This is a genomic window from Acetobacteraceae bacterium (genome assembly GCA_004843345.1).
Classification (GTDB): domain Bacteria; phylum Pseudomonadota; class Alphaproteobacteria; order Acetobacterales; family Acetobacteraceae.
This window is the reverse complement of record CP039460.1, coordinates 612,139-633,673: the sequence shown is the minus strand read 5'-3', so window position 1 is coordinate 633,673 and position 21,535 is coordinate 612,139. Positions and strand designations below refer to the sequence as shown.

General features: G+C 44.2%; 20 protein-coding genes and 1 tRNA gene. 10 read left to right on the top strand and 11 right to left on the bottom strand.

Annotation, left to right across the window (positions count from 1 at the left end; all coding sequences use genetic code 11):
- The first annotated feature begins 2 nt into the window (after window positions 1–2).
- The 4 genes from FAI40_03195 (at window position 3) to FAI40_03180 (ending at window position 6,227) form a co-directional block, all read left to right on the top strand.
- Window positions 3–3,656 (top strand): hypothetical protein, encoded by a 3,654-nt coding sequence (locus FAI40_03195; GenBank protein ID QCE34423.1) that lies wholly within the window; start codon window positions 3–5, stop codon window positions 3,654–3,656.
- A 129-nt stretch (window positions 3,657–3,785) separates the two neighbouring features.
- On the top strand, window positions 3,786–4,118 hold the full coding sequence (gene trxA / locus FAI40_03190; protein QCE34422.1) for a thioredoxin: 333 nt from the start codon (window positions 3,786–3,788) through the stop codon (window positions 4,116–4,118).
- Window positions 4,119–4,176: 58 nt separating this feature from the next.
- On the top strand, window positions 4,177–5,364 hold the full coding sequence (rnd, locus tag FAI40_03185; protein ID QCE35730.1) for a ribonuclease D: 1,188 nt from the start codon (window positions 4,177–4,179) through the stop codon (window positions 5,362–5,364).
- Window positions 5,365–5,552: 188 nt separating this feature from the next.
- Complete coding sequence (locus FAI40_03180) at window positions 5,553–6,227, top strand: GcrA cell cycle regulator (GenBank protein ID QCE34421.1); 675 nt, start codon at window positions 5,553–5,555, stop codon at window positions 6,225–6,227.
- A 53-nt stretch (window positions 6,228–6,280) separates the two neighbouring features.
- Here the strand turns inward: FAI40_03180 and FAI40_03175 are convergent, their stop codons facing one another.
- The 10 genes from FAI40_03175 to FAI40_03130 all read right to left on the bottom strand — a co-directional run bounded on the left by FAI40_03175 (window position 6,281) and on the right by FAI40_03130 (window position 15,418).
- Window positions 6,281–6,943, bottom strand: a complete 663-nt coding sequence (locus FAI40_03175) for an epoxyqueuosine reductase QueH (GenBank protein ID QCE35729.1) — start codon at window positions 6,941–6,943, stop codon at window positions 6,281–6,283.
- A gap of 81 nt (window positions 6,944–7,024) precedes the next feature.
- Window positions 7,025–7,504 (bottom strand): polymer-forming cytoskeletal protein, encoded by a 480-nt coding sequence (locus FAI40_03170; GenBank protein QCE34420.1) that lies wholly within the window; start codon window positions 7,502–7,504, stop codon window positions 7,025–7,027.
- Window positions 7,505–7,604: 100 nt separating this feature from the next.
- On the bottom strand, window positions 7,605–7,889 hold the full coding sequence (locus FAI40_03165; GenBank protein QCE34419.1) for a hypothetical protein: 285 nt from the start codon (window positions 7,887–7,889) through the stop codon (window positions 7,605–7,607).
- Between the two features lie 105 nt (window positions 7,890–7,994).
- Window positions 7,995–8,372 carry a hypothetical protein gene (locus tag FAI40_03160; protein QCE34418.1) on the bottom strand — a complete coding sequence of 126 codons (378 nt, stop codon included), beginning with the start codon at window positions 8,370–8,372 and terminating at the stop codon, window positions 7,995–7,997.
- A gap of 37 nt (window positions 8,373–8,409) precedes the next feature.
- Window positions 8,410–9,537 carry a hypothetical protein gene (locus FAI40_03155; protein QCE34417.1) on the bottom strand — a complete coding sequence of 376 codons (1,128 nt, stop codon included), beginning with the start codon at window positions 9,535–9,537 and terminating at the stop codon, window positions 8,410–8,412.
- 140 nt (window positions 9,538–9,677) lie between these two features.
- Entirely contained in the window at window positions 9,678–10,805 is a 1,128-nt protein-coding gene (locus FAI40_03150) for a hypothetical protein (GenBank protein QCE34416.1), read from the bottom strand.
- 150 nt (window positions 10,806–10,955) lie between these two features.
- Complete coding sequence (locus FAI40_03145) at window positions 10,956–11,795, bottom strand: ChbG/HpnK family deacetylase (protein ID QCE34415.1); 840 nt, start codon at window positions 11,793–11,795, stop codon at window positions 10,956–10,958.
- A gap of 4 nt (window positions 11,796–11,799) precedes the next feature.
- Window positions 11,800–13,233, bottom strand: coding sequence for a hopanoid biosynthesis associated radical SAM protein HpnJ (hpnJ, locus tag FAI40_03140; protein QCE34414.1), 1,434 nt, complete (start codon window positions 13,231–13,233; stop codon window positions 11,800–11,802).
- Between the two features lie 137 nt (window positions 13,234–13,370).
- Entirely contained in the window at window positions 13,371–14,606 is a 1,236-nt protein-coding gene (locus FAI40_03135) for a glycosyltransferase (GenBank protein QCE34413.1), read from the bottom strand.
- A 53-nt stretch (window positions 14,607–14,659) separates the two neighbouring features.
- Window positions 14,660–15,418, bottom strand: coding sequence for a hypothetical protein (locus FAI40_03130; protein QCE34412.1), 759 nt, complete (start codon window positions 15,416–15,418; stop codon window positions 14,660–14,662).
- 383 nt (window positions 15,419–15,801) lie between these two features.
- Here FAI40_03130 and hpnH point away from each other — a divergent pair, with 383 nt between their 5' ends.
- From hpnH to FAI40_03110, 4 genes are all read left to right on the top strand, one after another.
- The gene (hpnH, locus tag FAI40_03125; protein QCE34411.1) at window positions 15,802–16,974 is read left to right on the top strand and encodes an adenosyl-hopene transferase HpnH; all 1,173 of its coding nucleotides are present in this window, start codon (window positions 15,802–15,804) and stop codon (window positions 16,972–16,974) included.
- A gap of 163 nt (window positions 16,975–17,137) precedes the next feature.
- Window positions 17,138–18,433, top strand: coding sequence for an HlyC/CorC family transporter (locus tag FAI40_03120; GenBank protein ID QCE34410.1), 1,296 nt, complete (start codon window positions 17,138–17,140; stop codon window positions 18,431–18,433).
- 165 nt (window positions 18,434–18,598) lie between these two features.
- The gene (gene dksA / locus FAI40_03115) at window positions 18,599–19,015 is read left to right on the top strand and encodes an RNA polymerase-binding protein DksA (GenBank protein QCE34409.1); all 417 of its coding nucleotides are present in this window, start codon (window positions 18,599–18,601) and stop codon (window positions 19,013–19,015) included.
- 105 nt (window positions 19,016–19,120) lie between these two features.
- Window positions 19,121–19,195, top strand: a tRNA-Thr gene (locus FAI40_03110).
- 112 nt (window positions 19,196–19,307) lie between these two features.
- Here the strand turns inward: FAI40_03110 and FAI40_03105 are convergent.
- Window positions 19,308–19,586, bottom strand: a complete 279-nt coding sequence (locus tag FAI40_03105) for a hypothetical protein (protein QCE34408.1) — start codon at window positions 19,584–19,586, stop codon at window positions 19,308–19,310.
- Between the two features lie 785 nt (window positions 19,587–20,371).
- On the opposite strand from FAI40_03105, the gene FAI40_03100 reads away from it, so the two are divergent.
- Together FAI40_03100 and FAI40_03095 are read left to right on the top strand one after the other, a co-directional pair.
- Complete coding sequence (locus tag FAI40_03100) at window positions 20,372–20,854, top strand: type VI secretion system tube protein Hcp (GenBank protein ID QCE34407.1); 483 nt, start codon at window positions 20,372–20,374, stop codon at window positions 20,852–20,854.
- Window positions 20,855–20,872: 18 nt separating this feature from the next.
- Window positions 20,873–21,532, top strand: a complete 660-nt coding sequence (locus FAI40_03095) for a hypothetical protein (protein QCE34406.1) — start codon at window positions 20,873–20,875, stop codon at window positions 21,530–21,532.
- Window positions 21,533–21,535: the final 3 nt, after the last annotated feature.

Genomic DNA, 21,535 nt, shown 5'->3' with positions numbered 1-21,535 from the left:
AAATGACAGAAAATTTAGAAATTATCGTGCAAGCCAGCCATGCACAGGCCAGAGCTTCTGACCCAAATGTCTCTGCTTTTGTGGCCGCCTCCGCAGGTTCTGGCAAAACAAAACTCCTGATTGACCGCCTCCTGCGTCTGATGCTGCCACAGCCTCACCCAGAGAAAGCAGGGGAAATGATTGCTGGGGCAGATCCTTCTACGATTTTGTGTTTGACTTATACCAAAGCAGCAGCAGCCGAGATGCAAAACCGTTTGCGTTCTAAATTGGCAGAATGGTTTGGACTTTCAGATGAGGCGCTTTTGCAAGCGTTGGAAGCACTCGAAGTGCCTGTTGAGAATAAGCAAATTCTTTCAGATGCACGGGATTTGTTATGTAAAGTCTTAGAAAGTCCGATTGGGGTCAGGATTGAAACAATCCATGCTTTTTGTGAATCCTTGTTGCGCCGATTTCCGTTAGAAGCGGCAACAGACCCTAATTTCTCTTTGATTGACGATCAGGAAAAACGATCTTTTTTAGAAAAAGGGATAGATGTGGTTTTGCCAGAGCAGAAAGAAGCCATTGATGTCTTGTCACCCCAGATCCTTTTTACTCCGCCGGCAGATCAAAAAAGCATCTCTTTGATTGGCATGACAGAGGCATTGGCAGGAGAGCAGGAAGAATTTACGTTATGGAATCCGCAACAAAAGCAAGGACAAACGGATGAGCAAAATTTAGAGCCAGAACCAAAACCGAAAGAGATTTTTGATTATTGTAAAAAGCTTTATTTCCAAGCTTTGGATCTTTCAGAAGAGGATGAAAACTGGAAGGAAAAGTGGCGCAGTGTGCCTCATGAGGCAGAATGGATTGAGACGCTGAAAATTGTTGGCGCTATTGATAAAAATCGTCCCGAAATGCTTACATGGCTTTTAAAGCCAGTTGCGGAAAGAGACATTGAGACGTGGAAAACTTTCTTTTTTACTACACAGGGAGATCCACGAAAAAAATTATCTAAAGTGGATGAGGTAAAAAAAGCGCCTGCTTTGGAGGGACTTTTAAAAGATGAAGCAGAGCGTTTAGAAAAACTTAAAGAAGTGCAGGATAAGCTCGCCCTCGCAGAGTTTGGCGCAGCTTTTTTGACGCTTTCAAGAGGGGGGCTTTTAACGCTCGATAGGCAGAAGCATTTTGCAGGTCAACTCGACTATGATGATTTGATTAGGCGCACAAAAACCCTTCTCGAAAATATGGATGTTGCATGGGTACGCTATAAGTTAGATGGCGGTTTAAATCATCTTTTGCTCGATGAGGTGCAGGATAATGCTCTGATTCAATGGAAAATTATTAAAGCGCTGACATCAGAATTTTTTGTGCAAAAAGAGGATGAAACGCACATCCATCGAACGATTTTTGCGGTGGGAGACCGGAAACAGTCAATTTATGGTTTCCAAGGGGCACAGCCAAAGGAATTTGCAAAAACACAGGCAGAATATGCAAAGGTCGTAAAGGACGCAAAGGCTAAATGGGCTGAGAATGTTGCTTTGAATGTCTCTTTTCGGACAACTAAACCTGTTTTGTCCTTCGTCAATACGCATTTTCAGGGAAAAATGGCGAAAGGCGTCTCGGAAGATTCGAATATTTTTCCAGAGCATTTTTCTGCCCGAAAAGAAAGCTGGGGACGGGTGGAGGTCTGGCCTGCCATTGAAGTGCCAGCGGTTGAAGAAGAAGACGTTCATAAAGCGCCAGAGACATCGGCGAGACTTTTAGAAAAGAGGCTCTGTGATGTTCTTCAATCACATTTTAGGAAGAGGACGAATGCGGAAAGAAAACAGCCTCATTTAGACTATAAAGATGTTCTGATTTTGGTTCAAAAACGGAGTCACTTGCCAAAGGGGCTGATGAGCCGTTTGAAAAAAATGGGTATTCCAATTGTAAATTGTATTGGGAGCAAGCTTATTGAGACGCCTCAGCTGATTGATATGATGAAGCTTTGTGAGGCTTTGCTTTTACCAAGTGATGATTTTGCGTTTGCTTGCTTTTTGACGTCTCCGCTGGGAGGATTGAAAGATGAAGACCTTATTGAATTGCGCCTTAAAGATGTTGAAGGTAAGGCGCTTTTAAAAACGGCAAAAATGCCCCTTACAGGCCTTTGGGAAGCGCTAAAAAAACGCTTTGCTGAAAAGCCAAAATGGCAAAAGGCCTATGAAATGTTCGCAGGCCTTCTCAAGCGGGTGGATTATGACACGCCATTTCAAATTCTTTCCCAAGCATTAGGGGCATATGGCGGTAGGGCAAAAATGATTTCCCGTTTTGGGAAGGAAACGGAAGAGCCTCTTGATCATTTGTTAGAAGTAGCGTTGGAATATGAATCCCTCTTTCCGCCTTCTTTGCAGGGGTTTGTGTCCTGGATGGCAGAAAATGAAACGACAATGAAGCGTCAGGCTGGTGATGGCGAAAATGCGGTTCGTTTTATGACAGTGCATGGCGCAAAGGGTTTGCAAGCGCCTTTGGTGATTGTTTTGTGTAAAAAGGGAAAAGCTCTGCAGCCAAAGGGTTTTTATTGGCTTCCAATTAAAAAAGACGATTCAAAAGGAAAATTACCGCTTGATGCATGGGGGGGGGCTAAGTTGCCTACAGATTATGCGGCTCAACAGAAGGTGCGTCAGGATGCACTGGAAGAAGAGGAAAACCGCCTTTTTTATGTTGCGGCGACCCGTCCTGCCGATTGGCTGATTATTGCGGGTTGGACAAATTCTAAAGATCAGCCTGCTTGGGTGGAGGAAGCCAAAAAAACGCTGGAGAAGATGAAAAATCAGCCTGAATTTTCATTTGAGGAATTTTCTTATGAAGATTGCCCCTCTCATCTCCAATTGCCCGTTCAGGTCGAGCAAAAAGAGAAATTTTTGCGCATCGAGTCAAAGGGAGATTGCCCTGAAAGACTAGGAAAACAGAAAGAAATTATAGAGAAGGCGGTTGCTCCAATGCCAGATTGGGTTGGAAAGGCGCAGGGCTGGCAGGCTGTGATGCCAAAGAAAGAAGACAGGCTTGCCCGTCCGCTCCGTCCAAGTCAGTCAGAAGATGGTGCTTTGGAGGATTTACCTTCCGCAAGCTCTCCCCTTGCGCCTGCAAAGCCTGCTTTGCCTTCACGCAAACAGCGTGCGGCGCAAAAGGGAAAAATTATTCATCGGCTTTTGGAATTTTTACCAGAAATTGACGCAGATAAGCGTGTTTTTGTAGCGCAAGGCTGGTTGGATAGAAATGCCAAAGAATGGATAGTACAGGATAAGAAAAAAATTGCCAGTGATCTTAATGTGCTTTTGCAAAAACCTGTTCTTGCACCACTTTTTGAAAAAGGAAGCCGTGCCGAGCAGCCTTTGACGGGGATTGCCTCTGGGCAAGTCGTCAACGGGATTGTGGACCGTTTGAATATTACAGAAAAAGGCATTTATCTCGCCGATTATAAAACAGGCAGCAAGTTTATTGGAGAGCGCTCACCAGCCTATCGCTTACAGATGGCGCTATATGCGCAGCTTTTGAAAGAGATTTATCTAGATTTGCCTCTTAAAGCCTATTTAATTTGGACAGAAACGTTGGAGGTTACTGAATTGAATGAGCAGGATTTAAGTAAAATCTTACGGGAATGGTCTGCAAAACAAGGCGTGAAAGAAGAGAATTCTTAAATGGGCGCTTGATTTTCTTGAAAACATTCACATCTTTCTTGATATGGGAGTTTTCACAGAATGCCTTGGCGGAACAGTCAGGGAAGCGTAAAAAGAAAAATCCTAAGAACACCAAATGGAGAGAGAAAAATGAGCGCCAACCTTCTAAATGTCTCAGATGCCGCTTTTGAAAAACATGTTTTAAAATCAGAGATCCCTGTTTTGGTTGATTTTTGGGCAGAATGGTGTGGGCCTTGCAAAATGCTTTCCCCTGTTTTGGAAGAAATTGCCAAGGAATTTGAAGGCAAGTTGAAAATTGCAAAAATCAATATTGAAAATGAGTTAGAAACCCCAACAAAATATGCGGTGCGAAGCATTCCGACTTTGTTGCTGTTTAAAAATGGAGAGATTGTTGAACGTCAGGTGGGCGCACTTGGAAAATCCCAGCTGTCCGCTTTGATTAAACCACATCTCGAAGCGTAAGCACGCTTCTGTATCTTGAGGCTGAGGTTTTTCTCAGCCTTGTTGCCTTTTGTCGAGGATAAAAACGATTTCTGTCTTATCCAATCCTGTCCGCTATATCACAAAAGTGGAAGAACTTGCCCAATTTTGCGCTAAAGCGGCGCAGGAATCCTTTATTACAGTGGATACAGAATTCGTCCGTGAAAAGACTTATTGGCCACAGCTTTGTCTTGTGCAGGTTGGGCTTGAGTCAGAAACAGCACTGATTGATGCATGTGTGCCAGAACTGGATTTAGCGCCTCTTGGCGCATTGCTGGCCAATGAGGCTTGCTTGAAAGTTTTTCATGCGGCACGGCAGGATTTAGAAATCTTTTTTCATTTGTTCGGTGCTTTGCCTAAAAATGTCTTTGATACGCAATTAGCGGCACGGGCTGAAGGATTAGGGGATCAGATTGGCTATGATGCGCTGGTTTCCTCTTTGACAAAGGGCAAAATTGATAAAAGCCACCGCTTTACAGACTGGTCGAAAAGGCCTTTATCCGATGCGCAAAAGCGTTATGCGGTTGCCGATGTGACGCATCTGCGTTTGGTTTATTTGGAGCTGATGAATCGCCTTTACCGGAAGAACCGTCTGTCATGGCTTAAAGAGGATTTAGCTAAATTAGAGGATGAGCTTTTCTTCTTTCCAGAGCCGATGAGCCTTTGGAAAAAAATTCCTTTGCGTGGGGGAGGGCGCCGTGCCATGGGCGTGTTACAGCTCTTAGCCGCATGGCGTGAAAAAGAAGCGCAGGAAGAGGATATTCCCCGTCAGCGCCTCCTTCGGGACGATGTGCTGGCACAGACAGCGATTGTTGCACCTAAAAATGCGGAAGCACTTGCCGCTATTCGGGGTTTTCCAGCGAAGATTGCCCATAATCCTATCGGCGAGCGGATGCTTAAAGTGATTGCTAAAGGGCGTTCCTTGACGGAGGATGAATTACCTTCTCCGCCAGCACGAAAAGGGGAAAAGATGACACCACGGACGAAGCTGGTGGCAAATCTTTTAGGCACATTACTGGAGCTGAAGGCGCATGAACATTCTGTTTCGCCAAAAGTCGTGGCGTCGAGTTCAGATTTAGCCTCATTAGCGCATGGCCGAAAAGATGTTGAGACGTTAAAAGGCTGGCGTGCTGATCTTTTTGGGAAAGAGGCACTCGATTTAATCGAAGGAAGGCTTGCGTTACGGATTAAAGACGGGCAAGTGGTGTTGGAGAAAACAGCTTCCTAAAGTTGAAACCGAATCGATAAAATTTTAGCACTCAGTCTGGCAGAGAAGGTGTATTGTTGGATTTTGGCCACATTGCATGAATCTCTCTCTAGGTTGGGCTTGAGAAAAGTGTTTTTGGCTGGAAAGCCGTTGGCGGAACTGTCAATATAGCGCCGATTAATGAGAGATGAGTTAAGGGATAGTAAGGAATGGAATGGACGGACGACGTAATTGAACACCTAAGGGAGCTTTGGGCAGAAGGTCATTCAACCGCAGAGATCGGAAGACGTTTAGGGACAACTAAAAATGCCGTTGTTGGAAAAGCGCACCGCCTTAAACTTCCAACGCGTCCATCGCCGATAAAATCCCGCCGTAAGAAACAAGAGGCCGAAAAATCTAATCAAAATGAACTTTTTGTAAAGCAAGTGCCTGCACCAAAAGCGCCGAAGCCACAGCCTATGCCAAAGGCTGAAAAAGCGCCAGCACCGAAACAGGAAGCTAAGCCCATTGTTGAAAAAGCGGTTAAAGCGCCAGCCATAAAACAGGAAAAGCCTGTTGAAAAACCCGTTTTTCCGAAAGAGTCTGGAAAGGCAAAAAATTCTAAAAAAGCAACGCCTTTAGAGGCCGAAAATTTCGATGATTTTTCTGAAGCAGCGCTTACTGCCGAAGCGGAACGCTTGAGAGCCGTCAAACGGGCAGAAAAAGCGCAAAAGAAAGAGAAAATCGTTCCGCAGCAGCCTAAAAGGCTCGGATTAACTTGCCAGTGGCCGTTTGGCGACCCAGGCGATGCGGATTTCCATTTCTGCGGTGAAAAAATCGTCCCAGGCCGTCCATACTGCCTCCATCACTGTGAACGAGCCTATGTCCGGAAAGTGATTAAGTAATTTTTAATTTAAATCATGTCTAAAAAAGCCCCATTTGGGGCTTTTTATTTGGTTTAATTCTCTGAAGTTTCGGGGGTATTTGTATAAACCCCTTCGCCGAGTTTTATGATTGGGCGGCCGTTTTCTTTGCGCCATTTATTGGAATCTCGGAGGGAGTAGGCGCAACCGCAATATTGCTGTTGATAAAATTCCTCTTCTTTGCTGATCGCAATCATGCGGGCAGAACCGCCTTTTTTCCGCCAGTTAAAGCCCCAATATTTCACATCATCATAGGGTTTTACGGCACGTTCACCAGATTCATTGATTTGTGCAAGGTTTTTCCAGCGTGAAATCCCGAGGCAGCTGGCAATCACCGGAAAGCCATTTTCATGGGCATAGAGGGCTGTTCTTTCTAGGCGCATATCGAAACACATTGTGCAGCGAAGGCCACGCTCTGGTTCAAATTCCATGCCTTTGGCACGGGCCATCCAGTTATCGGTGTCATAATCCGCATCGATAAATTCAATATTATGTTTTTTGGCATAGCGGATATTTTCCTCTTTGCGGAGGAGATATTCTTTTTCTGGCTGAATATTGGGATTATAGAAATAGACGGAATAATCAATACCAGCCGCCTGCATGGCCGCCATGACTTCACAAGAGCAAGGGGCGCAGCAGGAATGCAGGAGAACTTTTTTCTTTCCAAATGGCGGATCAAGAATGACCCTTTCTGGCATCGCATCGGCGCTATTGGAAAGTTTTTTTTTGTGAGACATGGTATGCTTTGAAATAAGTTAAATGATTTAAATAAAAGGGCTTTAGGCTTGATCGTCTGCTAAAACCTCAATATCGCCAACGATACGGCCACCATGTTCGACCCTTAATTTGCGATAGAGCGTTTTGCCAAGCAGTTTCCCTGTGGACTGTACGGTAAGATTGTCTTTAATGACAATTTCGCCGTCCATGATTCCTGCAATATCGGCGTTTTCGGTTTCTACTGTTCCCTCGAAACTCCCTTTTTCTTCGATGACAAAGTCGGTGCAGACAATGCGTTCTGTTTTGACACTGCCTTGAATAATAAGGCGTTGCGCATTTGAAATTTCGCCACGGATATGAATGCCTTCACCGACCACAAGCGTGTGGGCTTCAACCGATTGAAAAGCAAAAGGGCGGTTGCCTATGACACGGCGGGGAACAGAAGGGACGGTTGGGGCTGAAGGGGTTTCTGCAGTCGCTGGACGGGAGTCAGAATCGGAAAGAGAAGATGATCCTTCAAAAGAGGGTGTTTTTTTGAACATGGATAGCAGCCTGTTTGGTTCTAGGGAGAGGAAGAAAAGCTTCTTTATCTTTTTAACCAAGCTTTTCTTTCAAAGAAAGGGAGGAGATTGAAATCCTGTATTAAGCGGAAAGGCTTAAGGGACGAAAGGTGAGGCCTGTTTTTTGGTAAAGTGTCTCATATTGCAAGCGGGGCAACGAAAGTTTTAAAAAAGCCACTTCCTCATTAATGGTGACAAGGCGGATTCCATGAGGGAGGCTCTTTTTTTGGAAAGGGTCTTGGAAGGGCAAGAGGTCTTTTTTAGCGCAAGGCAAAGCAGAACAGCTCTCCGCAAGTGCTGTTTTTTCGCCTGAAAAGGCAAAAAAGGCGCAGAATGTTAAAAAAGAAATTTTTACAAAATGAGACATAAGATGAAATGTGTTTTTCTTGAAGCGGGTTTTGCCAATAAGAAGCTTTTTATCTTATCCTGAGAGAAAAATTTAGAAAAGTGAAAGATGACGCTTTACGAGGTCTTAATCAGGATCTTGGACGAGTGCAGGGCTGCGCCGTCTGGAAGAGAACATTTGTGAATGATGCGCTGTGGAGCTGCTTCGGTTGCCAGCTCTGACTTTAAGGCTTGTATTACTGTGATGGGACTTGTTTTCATCCATATTGAGATGGCAGCGGCCGCTTCCAGGATGCGTCACCAGTAATTGTGAAGGTCCATGGCCGCAGCTTGGCGCCATGGTAAGAACTTCCCGTTTTGGGAGGGTATGAAAACGCTCTTCGGCGTAATGTTCTCCGAAACGGTGCGCATTGGAGGCAAATGAAGGGGCACTGATCCCCATGAGAAGAAGAGCGAGTGGAAGCTGGCCCGTGCGGAAGAGAAAAGAAAAGCGATTAGGCGACATTTATAATCTCCTTAGAACGTCATCCCTTAAAGTTAATCTAGTGATTAACAGGGATTGTTACCATAGCGCCATTTTCGGATCTGTTTACAGCGAGAGAATTGATAATTTGCAAAAGCGTAAAAGCGAGCTTACTTGGATAATCTTTATTGGAAATCCAATAAGTTGCACCTTCATACGGAATTTTAACAAAAGCCTCATCCGAATGATGGTGGCCTGAATGGACAACAATCACAGGACGGCCTTCCAACATATTATCGGTCAGGGTTGGCGGTGCAATCCCTTCTTTAATATCTTTTTCTGGAATTGAAATCGTCGCCGAGACATTTGCTAAAATAGAAAGCATAGACAGGGTTCTGAAATTGATTTCCCCCTTCTTAACGGCTTGGCGTTTATGGACAAGCTCAATTTGCTTATCTTTTGGCCCGAGTTTTGTGAGCTTTCTGACCTCATTTTGCATATCGGCAACTTTGGGATTGTCAGGCTCTAAGAAAAGAATAAAGGCACGGTTAAAGCCGTCATTGTCTCTTTCTGGAGCTTCATTGGGCACAACGCTGATTTCAATCGCATCTTCGATTTGAAGCTGTCTTAACAACCAAATTAAACGGGTGAAATTTTTAGAGGCGACTTCGTTTTTACGTCCTGAACGTGCGCTATGGTGGATATTGTCATAGCCTGCGATGGAATCCAATGTGAGGGAGAAGAGCGTATCGACAGGTGTATGTGTTTGCAGGAGTGAGAAAATAAGGTTAGGTGAAAGCGGCTCCAGCACAAGCGTGCCGAGCTGGCTGCCATTCATCGGCTGGAATGTGATGGTTGGGTTATCAGAGAAATTGATAGAGCCGGCAATACCGAGACCGTTTTCTTCGGTTTCGTTTGCCCCCTTCCAAGGAGAGCCTGCGATATAGCCTTTTCCGCCTTTTTCATAAGCGTAGCTCGCAATAATCTGTTGCGTTTCGAGGAAAATAGGCGGTGCGCCAAAACGCAGCTGGAGAATGTTTAAAAGCAGCTCTTCCTGCAAGCCTTGGGAGATAGAGCGGTCATAGGCAATATGGTCACGGCGGAGATTGGACGGCCCCATTGGTGGCAGACAGCCTCCTAAAACGCAAAGGCTAGCCAGTGGAAGAAAATACAGACTTCTCTGTTTTAAAACGGTCCAAATTTTCACCCTTATCTCCAATAAGCTGTAAAGGTACAAAGACTTCCCCTTATAGACACAAACGCAATGGAAAGCGAGAAAAGGGGAGATATGATATAAAATGTTTTAAAGGGTCTTTGTTGTTTCTAGCGTTTTAAGACCCTATGAAATTAGTGGTTAACAGGAATTGTGACCATCGCCCCGTTTTCCTTGGGGTTGACAGCCAGAGAGTTGATAATTTGCAAAAGGGTAAAGGCAACTTTGCTTGGATAATCTTTTTTAGAAATCCAATAGGTTGTCTTTCGATAAGGAATTTCAACAAAGGCATCTCTGGAATGATGATGTCCAGAATGCACAACGATGACGGGACGCCCTTCGAGCATATTATCAGTCAAGGTCGGTGGGGCGATCCCTTCCTCAATTTCTTTTTCAGGGATAGAGACCGTTGCCGAGACATTGGCTAAGATGGAGAGCATCGAAAGTGTTCTAAAGCCGACCTCGCCTTTTTTGTCGGGGTGAACCTTATTTACAATTTCAAAACTTTTATCCTTTGGGTTGAGATGCGTCAGTTTTTTGACTTCTTGCTGCATTTCTAAAATATTTGAATTTTCAGGCTCTAAAAAATTAACAAAGGCACGGTTGAAATTATTTGTTTTGAGTTTTGGTGTGTCATTTGGAATCACACTTATTTCAATCGCATCATTGAGCTGGAGTTGTCTCAACAGCCAGAGAAGACGACTGAAATTCTTAGAGGCAGCGGCATTTTTACGCTCTGAACGCATGGTATGATGAATATTATCATAGCCTCCCATAGAATCTAACGTGAGAGAAAACAGGGCGTCAATCGGCGTGCGTGTTTGCAGCAGGGAGAAAATGAGATTTGGTGAGAGGGGCGCAAGCACAAGCGTGCTGAGCTGTTTGCCATTCATGGGCTGGAAAGTGATGGTTGGGTTATCAGAGAAATTGATAGACCCTGCAATGCCAAGTCCGTTTTGTTTAGAGACTTCAGCCCCCCCCCAAGGAGATCCTGCGATATAGCCCTTTGCACCTTTTTCATAGGCATAGCTGGCAATAATTTCCTGTGTTTGGAGGAAAATAGGCGGTGCGCCAAAACGCAGCTGGAGAATGTTTAAAAGCAGCTCTTCTTGGAGGCCTTTAGCGATAGAGCGGTCATAAGCAATATGGTCACGGCGTAGATTGGACGGTCCCATGGGAGGAAGGCAGCCAGCTAAAACAGAGAGTCCTGCAAGCGGAAGAAAATACAGACTTTTCTGCTTTAAAACGCTCCAAATCTTCACCCTTATCTCCAATAAGCTATGCGTACAAGATTTTTCCTTATAGACGCAAATCTAAAAGAAAGCGAGATGAAGGGGCTTGCTCTAAATCTAAAAGTTGAAAAATTATTTTTCCGTGTGAAATTTTCTAATAAGGAGAGCGGAGCGTTTGATTCATAAATTCTGCCAATGGATGGGTGTTATGTGTTCTTTTGAAAGAAGGTCTGGGATTTTCGGATCAAGGAGGGTTTGAAGCTCTTCTTCCTGTGCATAGGCAGGCATCAATTTTTGAAGGCGCTCATTTTGGGAAGTCGCAGGGTGGAAATAGATTTCACTGCTGCCTTTCGGCAGTCTTGGAAGGAGAAAGCGTAAGCGTTCCTTTGTGAATTTGCCAGACCATTCAATCCCAAAGCAGTAATCTGTGGTTGTCATGCCTGCTTTTTGGATTTGGCAGCGTAGGATTTTTGTCCAGTTTTGTAAAATTGTTGCTGAAATCCGAGGCTTTTCGCCAAGAATTTTAAGAGGCTCATTGGGGATACGAACCGCCTTTAAGCCGTATTTTGGGCCTTCTTTAAGAAGATACTGACCAACTAGCGGATGCAAATGCATATGTTTATGCGCATTCGCATGGTCAAGGTGGAGACCTGTTTCATGAAATTTTTTGAATTGTGCAGCAATTTCGCAGTGTAATGCTTTTCGAGCCTTGCCATTGAAGAAATAGTTAAAGCCAAGTTGGACACCATTACCGCCAAACCAGCCTTTCTCATCTGTAATCGCTGGCAGATGGAGCAGAGATTCCCCTTCAATGACAACAAGATGGAGACCGATTTTCAGATTGGGCAATTTCTTAGCGCGCGCAATCGCATCTTCCGCCGCTGGGCCTGCAACCATCAGGCTTGTTGTGGAAAGAATGCCGTTAAGATGCGCTTTTTCGATCGCCTCATTGATTTCAACAGACATTCCAAAATCATCGGCGGAAAAAAGAACTTGGCGTGTCTGTGAGAGAGGTTTCATTTATTTAATGCTGGCTTTTTTTGCGGTCGCTCAAGAATTGAAAAAACTCTTTACCTTCCCGAAGGCGCCGTTTCATCATTTCCCAATCTGAAAACATCTCTTTGAGAATGGCGAGGATTTTCTTTGGGCGGAAATAGAATTTCTTATAGAATTTCTCAACGCTGTTAAAAATGTCCTGATGGGAGAGATGCGGATAGCTCAAGGGCGCAATTTGCACACCGTTCTCATCAATCAATGCAGACGGGTCTTCTGCCATAAGCCAGCCGTTTTCTTTGGCCTGATTATAGAGAAAAGTCCCAGGGTAAGGGGCTGCAAGGGAGACCTGAATTGTATGCGGGTCGATCTCATTGGCAAATTGAATGGTTTGCGCAATCGTTTCGTGGGTCTCCCCCGGAAGACCAAGAATAAATGTGCCGTGAATTTTAATGCCGAGCTTGTGACAGTCTTGTGTGAATTTTCGGGCGACTTCAATCCGCATTCCTTTTTTAATATTATGCAGAATTTGCTGGTTACCGCTTTCATAGCCGACCAAAAGGAGGCGCAAGCCGTTCTCTTTAAAGATTTTCAGGCTTTTATAAGGGACATTCGCCTTGGCATTGCAGGACCAAATAACGCCTAATTTTCCCATTTTACGGGCAATTTCTTCTGCACGGGGCAGATCATCTGTGAATGTGTCATCGTCAAAAAAGAATTCTTTGACCTGTGGCAGATTCTCTTTTGCCCATTTAATTTCCGCCGCAACATTTTCGGGGCTTCTGGTACGGTACACATGCCCGCCTACGGTTTGCGGCCAGAGGCAGAAAGTGCAACGGGATTTGCATCCTCTTCCTGTGTAAATAGAGAGATAGGGGTGTTTGAGATAGCCGATGAAATAATCTTCGATACGGAGATGTTCTTTATAGGCCTGAGATGCAAAAGGCAGGTCATCCATATTCTCAAGAAGAGGGCGAGGGGGATTGGTGATAATCCTGCCAGTTTCATCACGCCAAGAGATTCCTTTAACCTCGGCAAGAGGAACATGTTTGGCAACTTCTTGAAGGGTAAAATCGAATTCTTTTCCAGCCACAAAATTAACAGCAGGGGCTTTTTGTAAACTTTCTCTGGGTGAAACCGCTACTTTTGGCCCAACCATTCCAATGAGAACATTGGGATTGATTTCTCTGATCTTTGCAGCGACTTTGGCATCTGAAGGAAAAGAGGGCACAGAGGTATGGAGAATAATCAGCTCGTATTTTTTGGCCTCTTCGAGTGTTTCTTTGAGTGAAATATCGGCTGGAGGCGCATCTATGAGACGAGCGCCTTCAATCAAGCCAACAGGCTGTGCGAGCCAAGTTGGATACCAAAAAGATCGCACCTCACGCTTGGCCTGATACCGAGAACCAGCGCCACCATCAAATCCGTCTAAAGACGGGGGCTGTAAGAAAAGAGTTTTTTTCATGGGTAAAGGCTATTTCCGTTGGAACAGGTTCGGAAGAAAAAAGTAGAGAGCTTCAAATAAAGCACATTCCCTTTTTACGCTATTTTAGGGTTCGAACGAAAGAGGCAGCCAACAGAACAGTTTTTAAGCTAAACGTTCTATTCTACTTCATCCTGGAAAACAGGCGGTTTTTTGCGGATAGAACGTGCAAAAAGAATGTGTCCAGCCCAGTGAACTTTAGAGCCTAGAAAGCTTATAAGGATAACAAGTGCGCCCATCCATTCCCGTAAAAAGATAATCGGCAGGAGGCTGGCTGCATAGCAGAGTTTTCCAAGTTCACTTTTTGCCTGTATTTCCTTTGGAATGAGAAGGTTTTCAGAGCAAAGAACATTGATCCAGCGGCTAAAGAGGCAGAAGAAGAAAAAAGTCAGAAAAAGCCAAGAAGGATGAAACAGGAGTGCTAAGGCAGACCAGACAAGCGAAAATTGCAGGATAGAGGCTGCATAGGCAATGGGCTGAACGCTTTTTGTTGTACGCCCCCAGCGTAATTCATGCTGAATAAGTTTTTGAAAGGAATTCTCTGTGACGCTGGTGAGGGTAAGCGCTGGCAGAAGTGCGACATTTTCATCGGTTTTGCGAACAGTATTCGCAAGTTTTGCATCGTCGGCGACATAGGATTCAAGCGCCTCAAATCCCCCAAGCTCTTCGAGTTTTTGACGTGTTAGTGCCATGGTTGCGCCAAAACAGTCCTGTCGCCCAAGATAACGGGAAACAAGAACCCCTGGGAGAAAGCTGCTATTGATGCCAAGGCGTGAAAAACTCTGCCAAGGATTTACCGCATGGGCGGAAATGCCAGCATAGGGGGCAGTCACCAAAGCTGTTTTGGGTGTTTGCAGTGCTTGGATAATATATTTCAGCCAATAAGGCGGGACGTGAATATCTGCATCCGCAATCACAAAAATATCTGAAGTGGCCCGTTTTTGAATATGGCCAAGATTGATAACTTTTTGATTCATGCCCTTTTTGGTTGGGGAGATGACAATTTTGATTTCTTGGGTTGGGTAAGCCTGCTGGAGGGCTTCAACGACTTTAACCGCAGGGTCTTTGGCATCATGCACACCAAAAATAATTTCAAAATAGGGATAATCCTGATTGAGAAGAGTCTCTAAAGCCTCTTTCAAAAGCGGAATATCGCCATAAAGTGGCTTAAAGACACTGATTCGAGGCCATTCTTTTTTCTCACCTTTTGTCAGCAAAGGCTGCAACTCAGCCTCATGCTGACAAAATTCACGGATGAGATGTAAGCCTATCCAATGATAGATAACGCCAAAAAGCGCAATCAGTGCTGAAATGGCAGACAGCCAAATAAAGGCTTCATGCTCAAAAAACGGCATTTGTGTTTTGTATCCCGCATGTTTCTTGAAAAGAGATTTTCTTTCAAAAAGAATTAACTGCCTTGAAGTGCAGTCTGTGTTTTTCCTTCAAGAAGCTCTGACAATCCTTTAGCCCCATTGTCACGGAAAGGCAGTCTAAAGTCGGAGCGCTGGGCTGCGACTTGGCTAATATGGCCTTCTAAGAGGACATCTTTGACTTTCCACTGCGTGCCGTCAGGCTCCATCACATAATCAATGGCTGTGCCGTCACCATTATCATTCTCTCCGCCAATTTTCGTATGAATAACGAGCTTTGTCGGGCTGAGTTTTTTAGGGTCTGGGTCAACAGAGAAAACAGCAGACGTGCCAGGCTTAAAAATGGAAGCGTAATGCGCCAGCGTATAGCGGTAAAAAGATTCTTGGAGAAGTTTCTTGTCGTCAGGGCTGAGTGTATCAAATCCATGGCCAACAGAGCGAACGAGAATGCCGTCTAAATCAAAAACTTTGTCAATCGTTGGCGCTAAAATCGCAAGACGCTGATTTACCGTACTCGCTGACTGGGCTTGATCGAGTGTTTTGCATAAATCATTGATAAGGGAGACAGCCGCTTCGGGGGGAAGAGGAGCAGGCGCTGTTTGCTCGGTTGATTTTGATTCTCCATCGCCAAGCTCCTCGCCGCCGAGACCAAGTCCATCGTCAGAAGCCGTTGCAGAGGCAAGGGGATCTTCTGGAGGGGGCGCTGCAAAAACCATTGTCGTGCAAAAAAAGCTGAGAGAGGTAAACGCAGTTAGAAGAAGAGGGGTTTTTGATGAGAAAAACAGACGCAATTTCATAGCTAAATTTGTATATCCTTCTTCCTAATTCTCTAAAAATCAAGGTCTCAATCATATCTTTTAATAAATTAAAGACACTATTATAGAGGGTAAATATAGAGGGTAAAATGCCTCTAGGAGCAGCTTCAAAAGAGATAATTTTTTACACAATTTAATTTTTCTACACCTCTCTTGATAGGCTATTTTAAGCCTATTGTCTTTATATTTATTTTTGCCAAGACGTTTTTGAACTTTATTGCCCTCTTCTTATAAAAGGGTTTTTTCCTTTACCGTTTTTGTAAATTCATGTTTATAGTGGAAAATGAATAGGGATAGCACTGTTCATTTTGGGGAGAAGCCCCTTCGTTTTTGGTTTTAATTTTATTAGGGTATTGAAAAGAATTATGGCGGTTCCATTGATGCAGGCAGTCCGTGTGGGCTGGTACGTCGTTTCTCAACATTTGCGTGGCCGTCAGCGTTACCCTTTGGTTCTCATGCTTGAGCCTCTTTTGCGGTGTAACCTCGCCTGCAATGGATGTGGTAAAATTGACTATCCTGCTGAGATTTTAAATCAGAGACTCAGTGTTCAAGATTGCTTAGATGCAGATACAGAGGCAGGCGCACCTGTGATTGCGGTTGCTGGCGGTGAGCCACTTCTACACCGTGAAATGCCAGAAATTATCCGCCGACTCGTTGCACGAAAGAAATATGTCTATCTTTGCACCAATGCGCTTTTGCTTGCAAAAAAGATGGATGATTATGAGCCCTCTCCTTTTTTCTCATGGGACGTGCATCTGGATGGGGATAGGGAATGGCATGACAAGGCGGTTTCTCAAGAAGGCACTTATGACAAAGCCGTTGCTGCTATCCGTGAGGCAAAAAGACGTGGCTTTAGAGTCTCTATTAACTGCACTTTATTTGAAGGAACTGATCCTGTCCGCACGGCTAAATTCTTTGATGAGGTGATGCGCATTGGGGTGGACGGCATTATGACCGCACCAGGCTATGCTTATGAGCGTGCGCCAGATCAGGGACATTTCTTAAACCGCCGCCGTACAAAAGAATTATTCCGTGAAATTTTCCGCCTTGGCAAAGGGAAAAAATGGCGCTTTACACAGTCGCCTCTCTTCTTGAATTTTCTTGCAGGAAATGAAACCTACCGCTGCACCCCATGGGGAAAGCCTTTGCGCACTGTTTTTGGCTGGCAGCGTCCTTGCTACCTTTTGGGAGAGGGATATGCGCCAACGTTCAAAGCCTTAATGGAAGAGACAAACTGGAAAGATTACGGCACAGGCGCTTATGAAAAATGCGCAGATTGCATGGTGCATTCAGGCTATGAATCTACAGCCGTGATGGATGCAATCCGCCGTCCGTGGCATATTCTTAAAGTTGTGCTTTTTGGCCCGGAGACTGAAAAGCCAATGGCGCCAGAAATTCCTTTGGATCACCAGCGTCCAGCAGATCACGACTATGAAAAATTGGTCAAGGAGCAGATTTTAAAAATGCATGCTTCCAAATCAAATAATCAGGTTAAAATCACACGCAAAGCTGCGGCAGAGGCCTCAACAGAGGTTTGAAATCCACAAAACTTTTTAATCTTCAATATGTTGCTATCTAAAGGAAAAATCATCGGTTATGCCTTCTCTTTCGTCTGATATGACGGAGCTTACGAGTGCGGAGGAGCCTCCTGAGCCTGAGCCTCAATCTTTCTATTTAAAAGAAAGAGGGGGGCGTTAACCGATGATTGCACTTGCGATTGTCAGCTTGCTGATCGTTCTCAATGGCATTTTTGCCATGGGGGAGATGGCGCTGATTTCTGTTAAAAAACCACGTCTTGAAATGCTTGCCCGTAATGGGGTTCGTGGAGCGGGGCGCGCGTTGACACTTTCTGAGAATCCACAGGAATTTTTGCCGACCGTTCAGGTTGGATTAACGTTGGTTTCGATCATTGAAGGGGCGTTCGGGGGAAACAAGCTAGAGGGCGCTTTTACTGAGCTTCTTTTAGAGTTCCAGTTTTCGAAAACGGTTGCGGAACATATTTCGGTTGCGGTTGTGGTGGCAGGAATTGCGACTGCAATGCTCGTTTTCGGTGAGCTTGTGCCAAAGCGTCTCGGCCTGCAATTTCCAGATAAAATTTCCATTTGGCTTTCGGGCTTTTTTCTCATGGTCTCTCAGATGATGCGGCCTGTGATTTGGTTTTTGAATTTTGCGACTTCGCTGACATTGAAGATTTTTCGTGTTCCAGCGCTCTCCCCAGCCGTGATTACCGAGGAGGAGTTGCGGGGAATGCTCGCAGAGGGCGCAAGGGCTGGGATTTTAGAAGGGCAAGAGCGCCAGATGATTGAGCGTTTGATGCGGATTGCCGATCGGCCTGTCCGTGCGCTCATGACGCCCCGAAATGATTTGGTTTGGATTGATCTTCATATTACTTCAAACGATTTGGTAAAGCGCTTGCGCCGTGTGCCAGCCCATACACGTTTCGTCGTCTGTGATGGCAGTGTCGATAATCCTATTGGCGTTATTCTCGCAAAAGATATTATGGAGCGTCTGCTTCAAGGCCAGAAACTTTCGATCCAAGACCTGATCCGTACGCCGCCAATTGTGCCGGATATTATGACGGGACAGGCGATTATCGATCGTTTGCGGAATGTGCCGATTGGTATTGTCTTTGTTATGGATGAATATGGCAGTTTTGAAGGTATCGTCACGCCAACAGATATTTTTGATGCGATTATCGGTGAAGACAGTGTAACAGCGCCTCTTTTAGAAAAACAAAAAGGCATTGTTGCCATAGAAGACGATAATTTGGTGCTGGACGGGGATATTCCGAAAGAAGATGCCGCTTTTCGTCTTGGGATTCATGAATTTCCTGTCAATGCCCGTTTCCATACTTTGGCAGGCGTTTTGCTGGCGCTGTTAAAGAAAGTGCCGGCGATAGGGGATTGTGTAGAATATGAAGGCTGGTCTTTTCAGGTTGTCGGCATGGAAAGGCGCAGAATTACGCGGATTCACGTTAAACGCCTTCCGATTATTTGAGAATGAAAAGCTTATTTTGTGGTTTTTATGTAGCATTTGGTTGTAAAAAAACACTTTTTAAGCAAGGAGATTTGCTTTGAGCCTGTCTTGCCGTTATTTAAGGTTTGAAATATTCAAAGCGTTTACGCGAAATCCTTTAAGCTTCTCAAATCAAGGGTTCTGCCGATGAAGTTGCCCACCGATTACCGCCCGAGTGAGAATGAAGAGTTTATGAATCCTCTTCAAAAGGAGTATTTTCGGCAAAAACTCTTAAATTGGCGAACTGCTTTGTTGGCAGAGGCCAATATGACTCTCGAAAATTTAGCAGAGCAGGGTGGCTATAATGCGCCTGATTTGATAGATCGTTCTGCGGCTGAAACCGATAGGGTTTTTGAATTTAGGGCCCGTTCCAGAGCCCGCAAGCTAATCTCTAAAATTGATGAAGCGCTGATGCGCATTAAAGATGGCTCTTATGGCTTTTGTGAAGAGACAGGAGAACCTATCAGCTTAAAACGTCTAGAAGCACGCCCCGTTGCGACCTTGTGCATCGAGGCGCAGGAACGTCACGAACGCCACGAAAAAATGCATAGAGAGGAAGAATAGGCCTCTCTTTCAAACTGTGTGGAGGCGGATTTTCTCCAAAGAAAAATGCTAAAAATACTTGCGTCTTCTAGGAAAGATTGCTAAGTCTCCACAAGTAAATCTTGTGCTGTTGTAGCTCAGTGGTAGAGCACTCCCTTGGTAAGGGAGAGGTCGAGAGTTCAATCCTCTCTAACAGCACCATTTACTCTTTAAAATTCCCTGATTTCTGCGGATTTTTCCCCTTTCTTAAAAATAAGTAGTCCAACAGGTAGGCCTTAATTTATTAGATGCTGATAGAAGTCAGTGGACTCTTTTAGAAGATTTTAACGCCTTGCTGTGCGTACCCTTTTAGATTTTGGAAAGATTCGGCAATTTCCATCTTCTCAGTTTCTATTTCCTCTAAAAGCTCTTGCTGTCTTGAATTGTTTTTAGAACCTATTGCCCTAAGCTGTCTTTGCATTCCTTCTAAATTTTCTAGCCCTGCGGCGTAATCGTACAGATCATTAAAAACATTCTGATCCAAACCTCTTATTCTTGCTGTTGGAATTGAGGGGAAGCGTTCTTTTATGAATTCAATATCTTCTCTTTGCATTGTCTGCCTCAAAGGGTGCTCACAGTATGAGCACCCTTTTATATATTTCCCAGCGAATGACAAAAACAAAAAACTAAAAGTTTTTTTGTTTAAAGGGGTGCAAGGGGTGCACTTTCTAAAAATGGCTCTGTAAGGTGTAGATTTCTGGGGTTCTTTTGTGCACCCCTAGGTGGCTTTACGGGTGCACGTACGGGTGCACACTTTATAAAAACGTTTCTGTAATTGAGCCAGAGGTAGAAAAGTCTTCAAATAACCTCTTTTACTCAGTTAGCAATCTAGATAATACGCTGGGCTACGATATGAACTCTCTGGAATTTCCGGATAGATGAACCCAATGGGGACCATTCAGCAGACCTCTTTTGAATTTTGGCGGCATATCCAGATTTGGATAGACCTCCTTTATTTTGAACTTTTGAATAATGCTCAACAGTTCGGAATTTCCGAAATGTTGGCCAACTATCCGGAAATTCCAGAGAGTTCATTTAGATAGGTCTTCCAAAACTTTCCTCTTTTTATTCAATCCCCAGTTGCCCTAATTCAGGGCATCTCAATAAAGCGTTACTTTTGGACTTAGCCCAGCGCTGGGCTTGTTTCTAAACTCCTTAAATCAGGGAGTCTAAACTTTCTAAGGGGCGCATTTCGCTACTGTTAGGCAATTAAGGATTTCTAACCCCGTTAAATAGACGGGTTTAACTGGGATAAAAAGAAGCATTATCGGATATATGCAAAAAGCGACAGAGAGCCTAACGTGGAATAAGAGATTTTAATTATAGAGGGGTTTTAAAATGGCGCTTTATATGAAAATTGATGGGGTTGTCGGGGACGTTACAGAGGCCAAGCATAAAGGCTGGATTGAGTTAAATTCTTCTAATTGGGGCATGAAAAGAAATATCCGCAGTGCTGTTGGGAATGCAAAAAACAGGGAATCTGCTTCAGCAGGGTGCAAAGAATTTACGTTTAAAAAACCGATTGATTCTTCTAGTCCTCGTTTGGTTTCTTTAGCATTTACAGGACAGGCACAGCCTACCGTTCAGATTGATGTCACAAGGGTAAATCAGGGAGGTGAGGCTGTTGTGCGTTCGATTGAGCTTAAGAACGCTATTCTTTCTTCTTTTGATAATCCGTTAAGTAGTTTGCAACCGCCTATGGAGGTTGGTTCTTTTAATTTTACGCAGATTACAATCTCTGATTTTGGGACAGATGAAAAAGGCCTAACGGGAACGCCAAAACGCACGACCTATGATTTGGGGCAAGCCAAAACGCTTTAAAATTTGGGGGGAATAAATATGCCTATTCATGGAAGCTGGCATCATTTTGAGAGTGCCGCAAATGAAGTTTATGATCCGAATTTAGATCCTGAAAAAAATCCGAAAATTGATGATGCCATGTCTGAATTTATGCATGTGGCTGATGTTGTTCAAGGGAAAGTTGCGCAGAACATTCAAATTTATATTGATAAATATTTAGACATTAAGTTGAAAGGATCAAAGGCTACTTTAGAAGACCGTGAAGCTCTTTCTAATACAGGTTTTCCGAATACATGCGCTGTTCGTATGAGTTATATTTTGAATTTAAATCATTACACCATTCCGCATGTTCCAAAGATAACCGTTTCAGGGAAAAACTTTCCAGAGACGTCAAAGAAAATGTGGTTTTTCTTTCGGGTAAGAGATTTGCTTCATTGGATTAGATATCAATCTCATATTGGAGAGCCTGATATGATTTTTCCAAACCAAGAGGCAAGTATTGCAGAGACAGAAAATTACTTAAGAACGAATGAGAAAAGAGGACTTATTTGTTTTTCTGATATTGCTGGTTGGGACGATGCGACAGGGCATTTTTCATTATATGATGGAATGTACCGGGATTATCCAGAAGGTTGCTATGATCATTCTTATTTTGATCATGCGCCTAGAAATATTTTATTTTGGGAAATTCCAGATTAAATA

Excerpts from the sequence above, each read along its gene's own strand:
- FAI40_03130 (QCE34412.1), bottom strand. The coding sequence starts at position 15,418 with ATGAAATTGCGTCTGTTTTTCTCATCAAAAACCCCTCTTCTTCTAACT.
- trxA (QCE34422.1), top strand. The coding sequence starts at position 3,786 with ATGAGCGCCAACCTTCTAAATGTCTCAGATGCCGCTTTTGAAAAACAT.
- FAI40_03120 (QCE34410.1), top strand. The coding sequence starts at position 17,138 with ATGATTGCACTTGCGATTGTCAGCTTGCTGATCGTTCTCAATGGCATT.
- FAI40_03105 (QCE34408.1), bottom strand. The coding sequence starts at position 19,586 with ATGCAAAGAGAAGATATTGAATTCATAAAAGAACGCTTCCCCTCAATT.
- FAI40_03095 (QCE34406.1), top strand. The coding sequence starts at position 20,873 with ATGCCTATTCATGGAAGCTGGCATCATTTTGAGAGTGCCGCAAATGAA.
- FAI40_03145 (QCE34415.1), bottom strand. The coding sequence starts at position 11,795 with ATGAAACCTCTCTCACAGACACGCCAAGTTCTTTTTTCCGCCGATGAT.
- hpnJ (QCE34414.1), bottom strand. The coding sequence starts at position 13,233 with ATGAAAAAAACTCTTTTCTTACAGCCCCCGTCTTTAGACGGATTTGAT.
- FAI40_03180 (QCE34421.1), top strand. The coding sequence starts at position 5,553 with ATGGAATGGACGGACGACGTAATTGAACACCTAAGGGAGCTTTGGGCA.
- FAI40_03170 (QCE34420.1), bottom strand. The coding sequence starts at position 7,504 with ATGTTCAAAAAAACACCCTCTTTTGAAGGATCATCTTCTCTTTCCGAT.
- FAI40_03135 (QCE34413.1), bottom strand. The coding sequence starts at position 14,606 with ATGCCGTTTTTTGAGCATGAAGCCTTTATTTGGCTGTCTGCCATTTCA.
- FAI40_03165 (QCE34419.1), bottom strand. The coding sequence starts at position 7,889 with ATGTCTCATTTTGTAAAAATTTCTTTTTTAACATTCTGCGCCTTTTTT.
- FAI40_03195 (QCE34423.1), top strand. The coding sequence starts at position 3 with ATGACAGAAAATTTAGAAATTATCGTGCAAGCCAGCCATGCACAGGCC.
- hpnH (QCE34411.1), top strand. The coding sequence starts at position 15,802 with ATGGCGGTTCCATTGATGCAGGCAGTCCGTGTGGGCTGGTACGTCGTT.
- FAI40_03160 (QCE34418.1), bottom strand. The coding sequence starts at position 8,372 with ATGTCGCCTAATCGCTTTTCTTTTCTCTTCCGCACGGGCCAGCTTCCA.
- FAI40_03175 (QCE35729.1), bottom strand. The coding sequence starts at position 6,943 with ATGCCAGAAAGGGTCATTCTTGATCCGCCATTTGGAAAGAAAAAAGTT.
- dksA (QCE34409.1), top strand. The coding sequence starts at position 18,599 with ATGAAGTTGCCCACCGATTACCGCCCGAGTGAGAATGAAGAGTTTATG.
- FAI40_03100 (QCE34407.1), top strand. The coding sequence starts at position 20,372 with ATGGCGCTTTATATGAAAATTGATGGGGTTGTCGGGGACGTTACAGAG.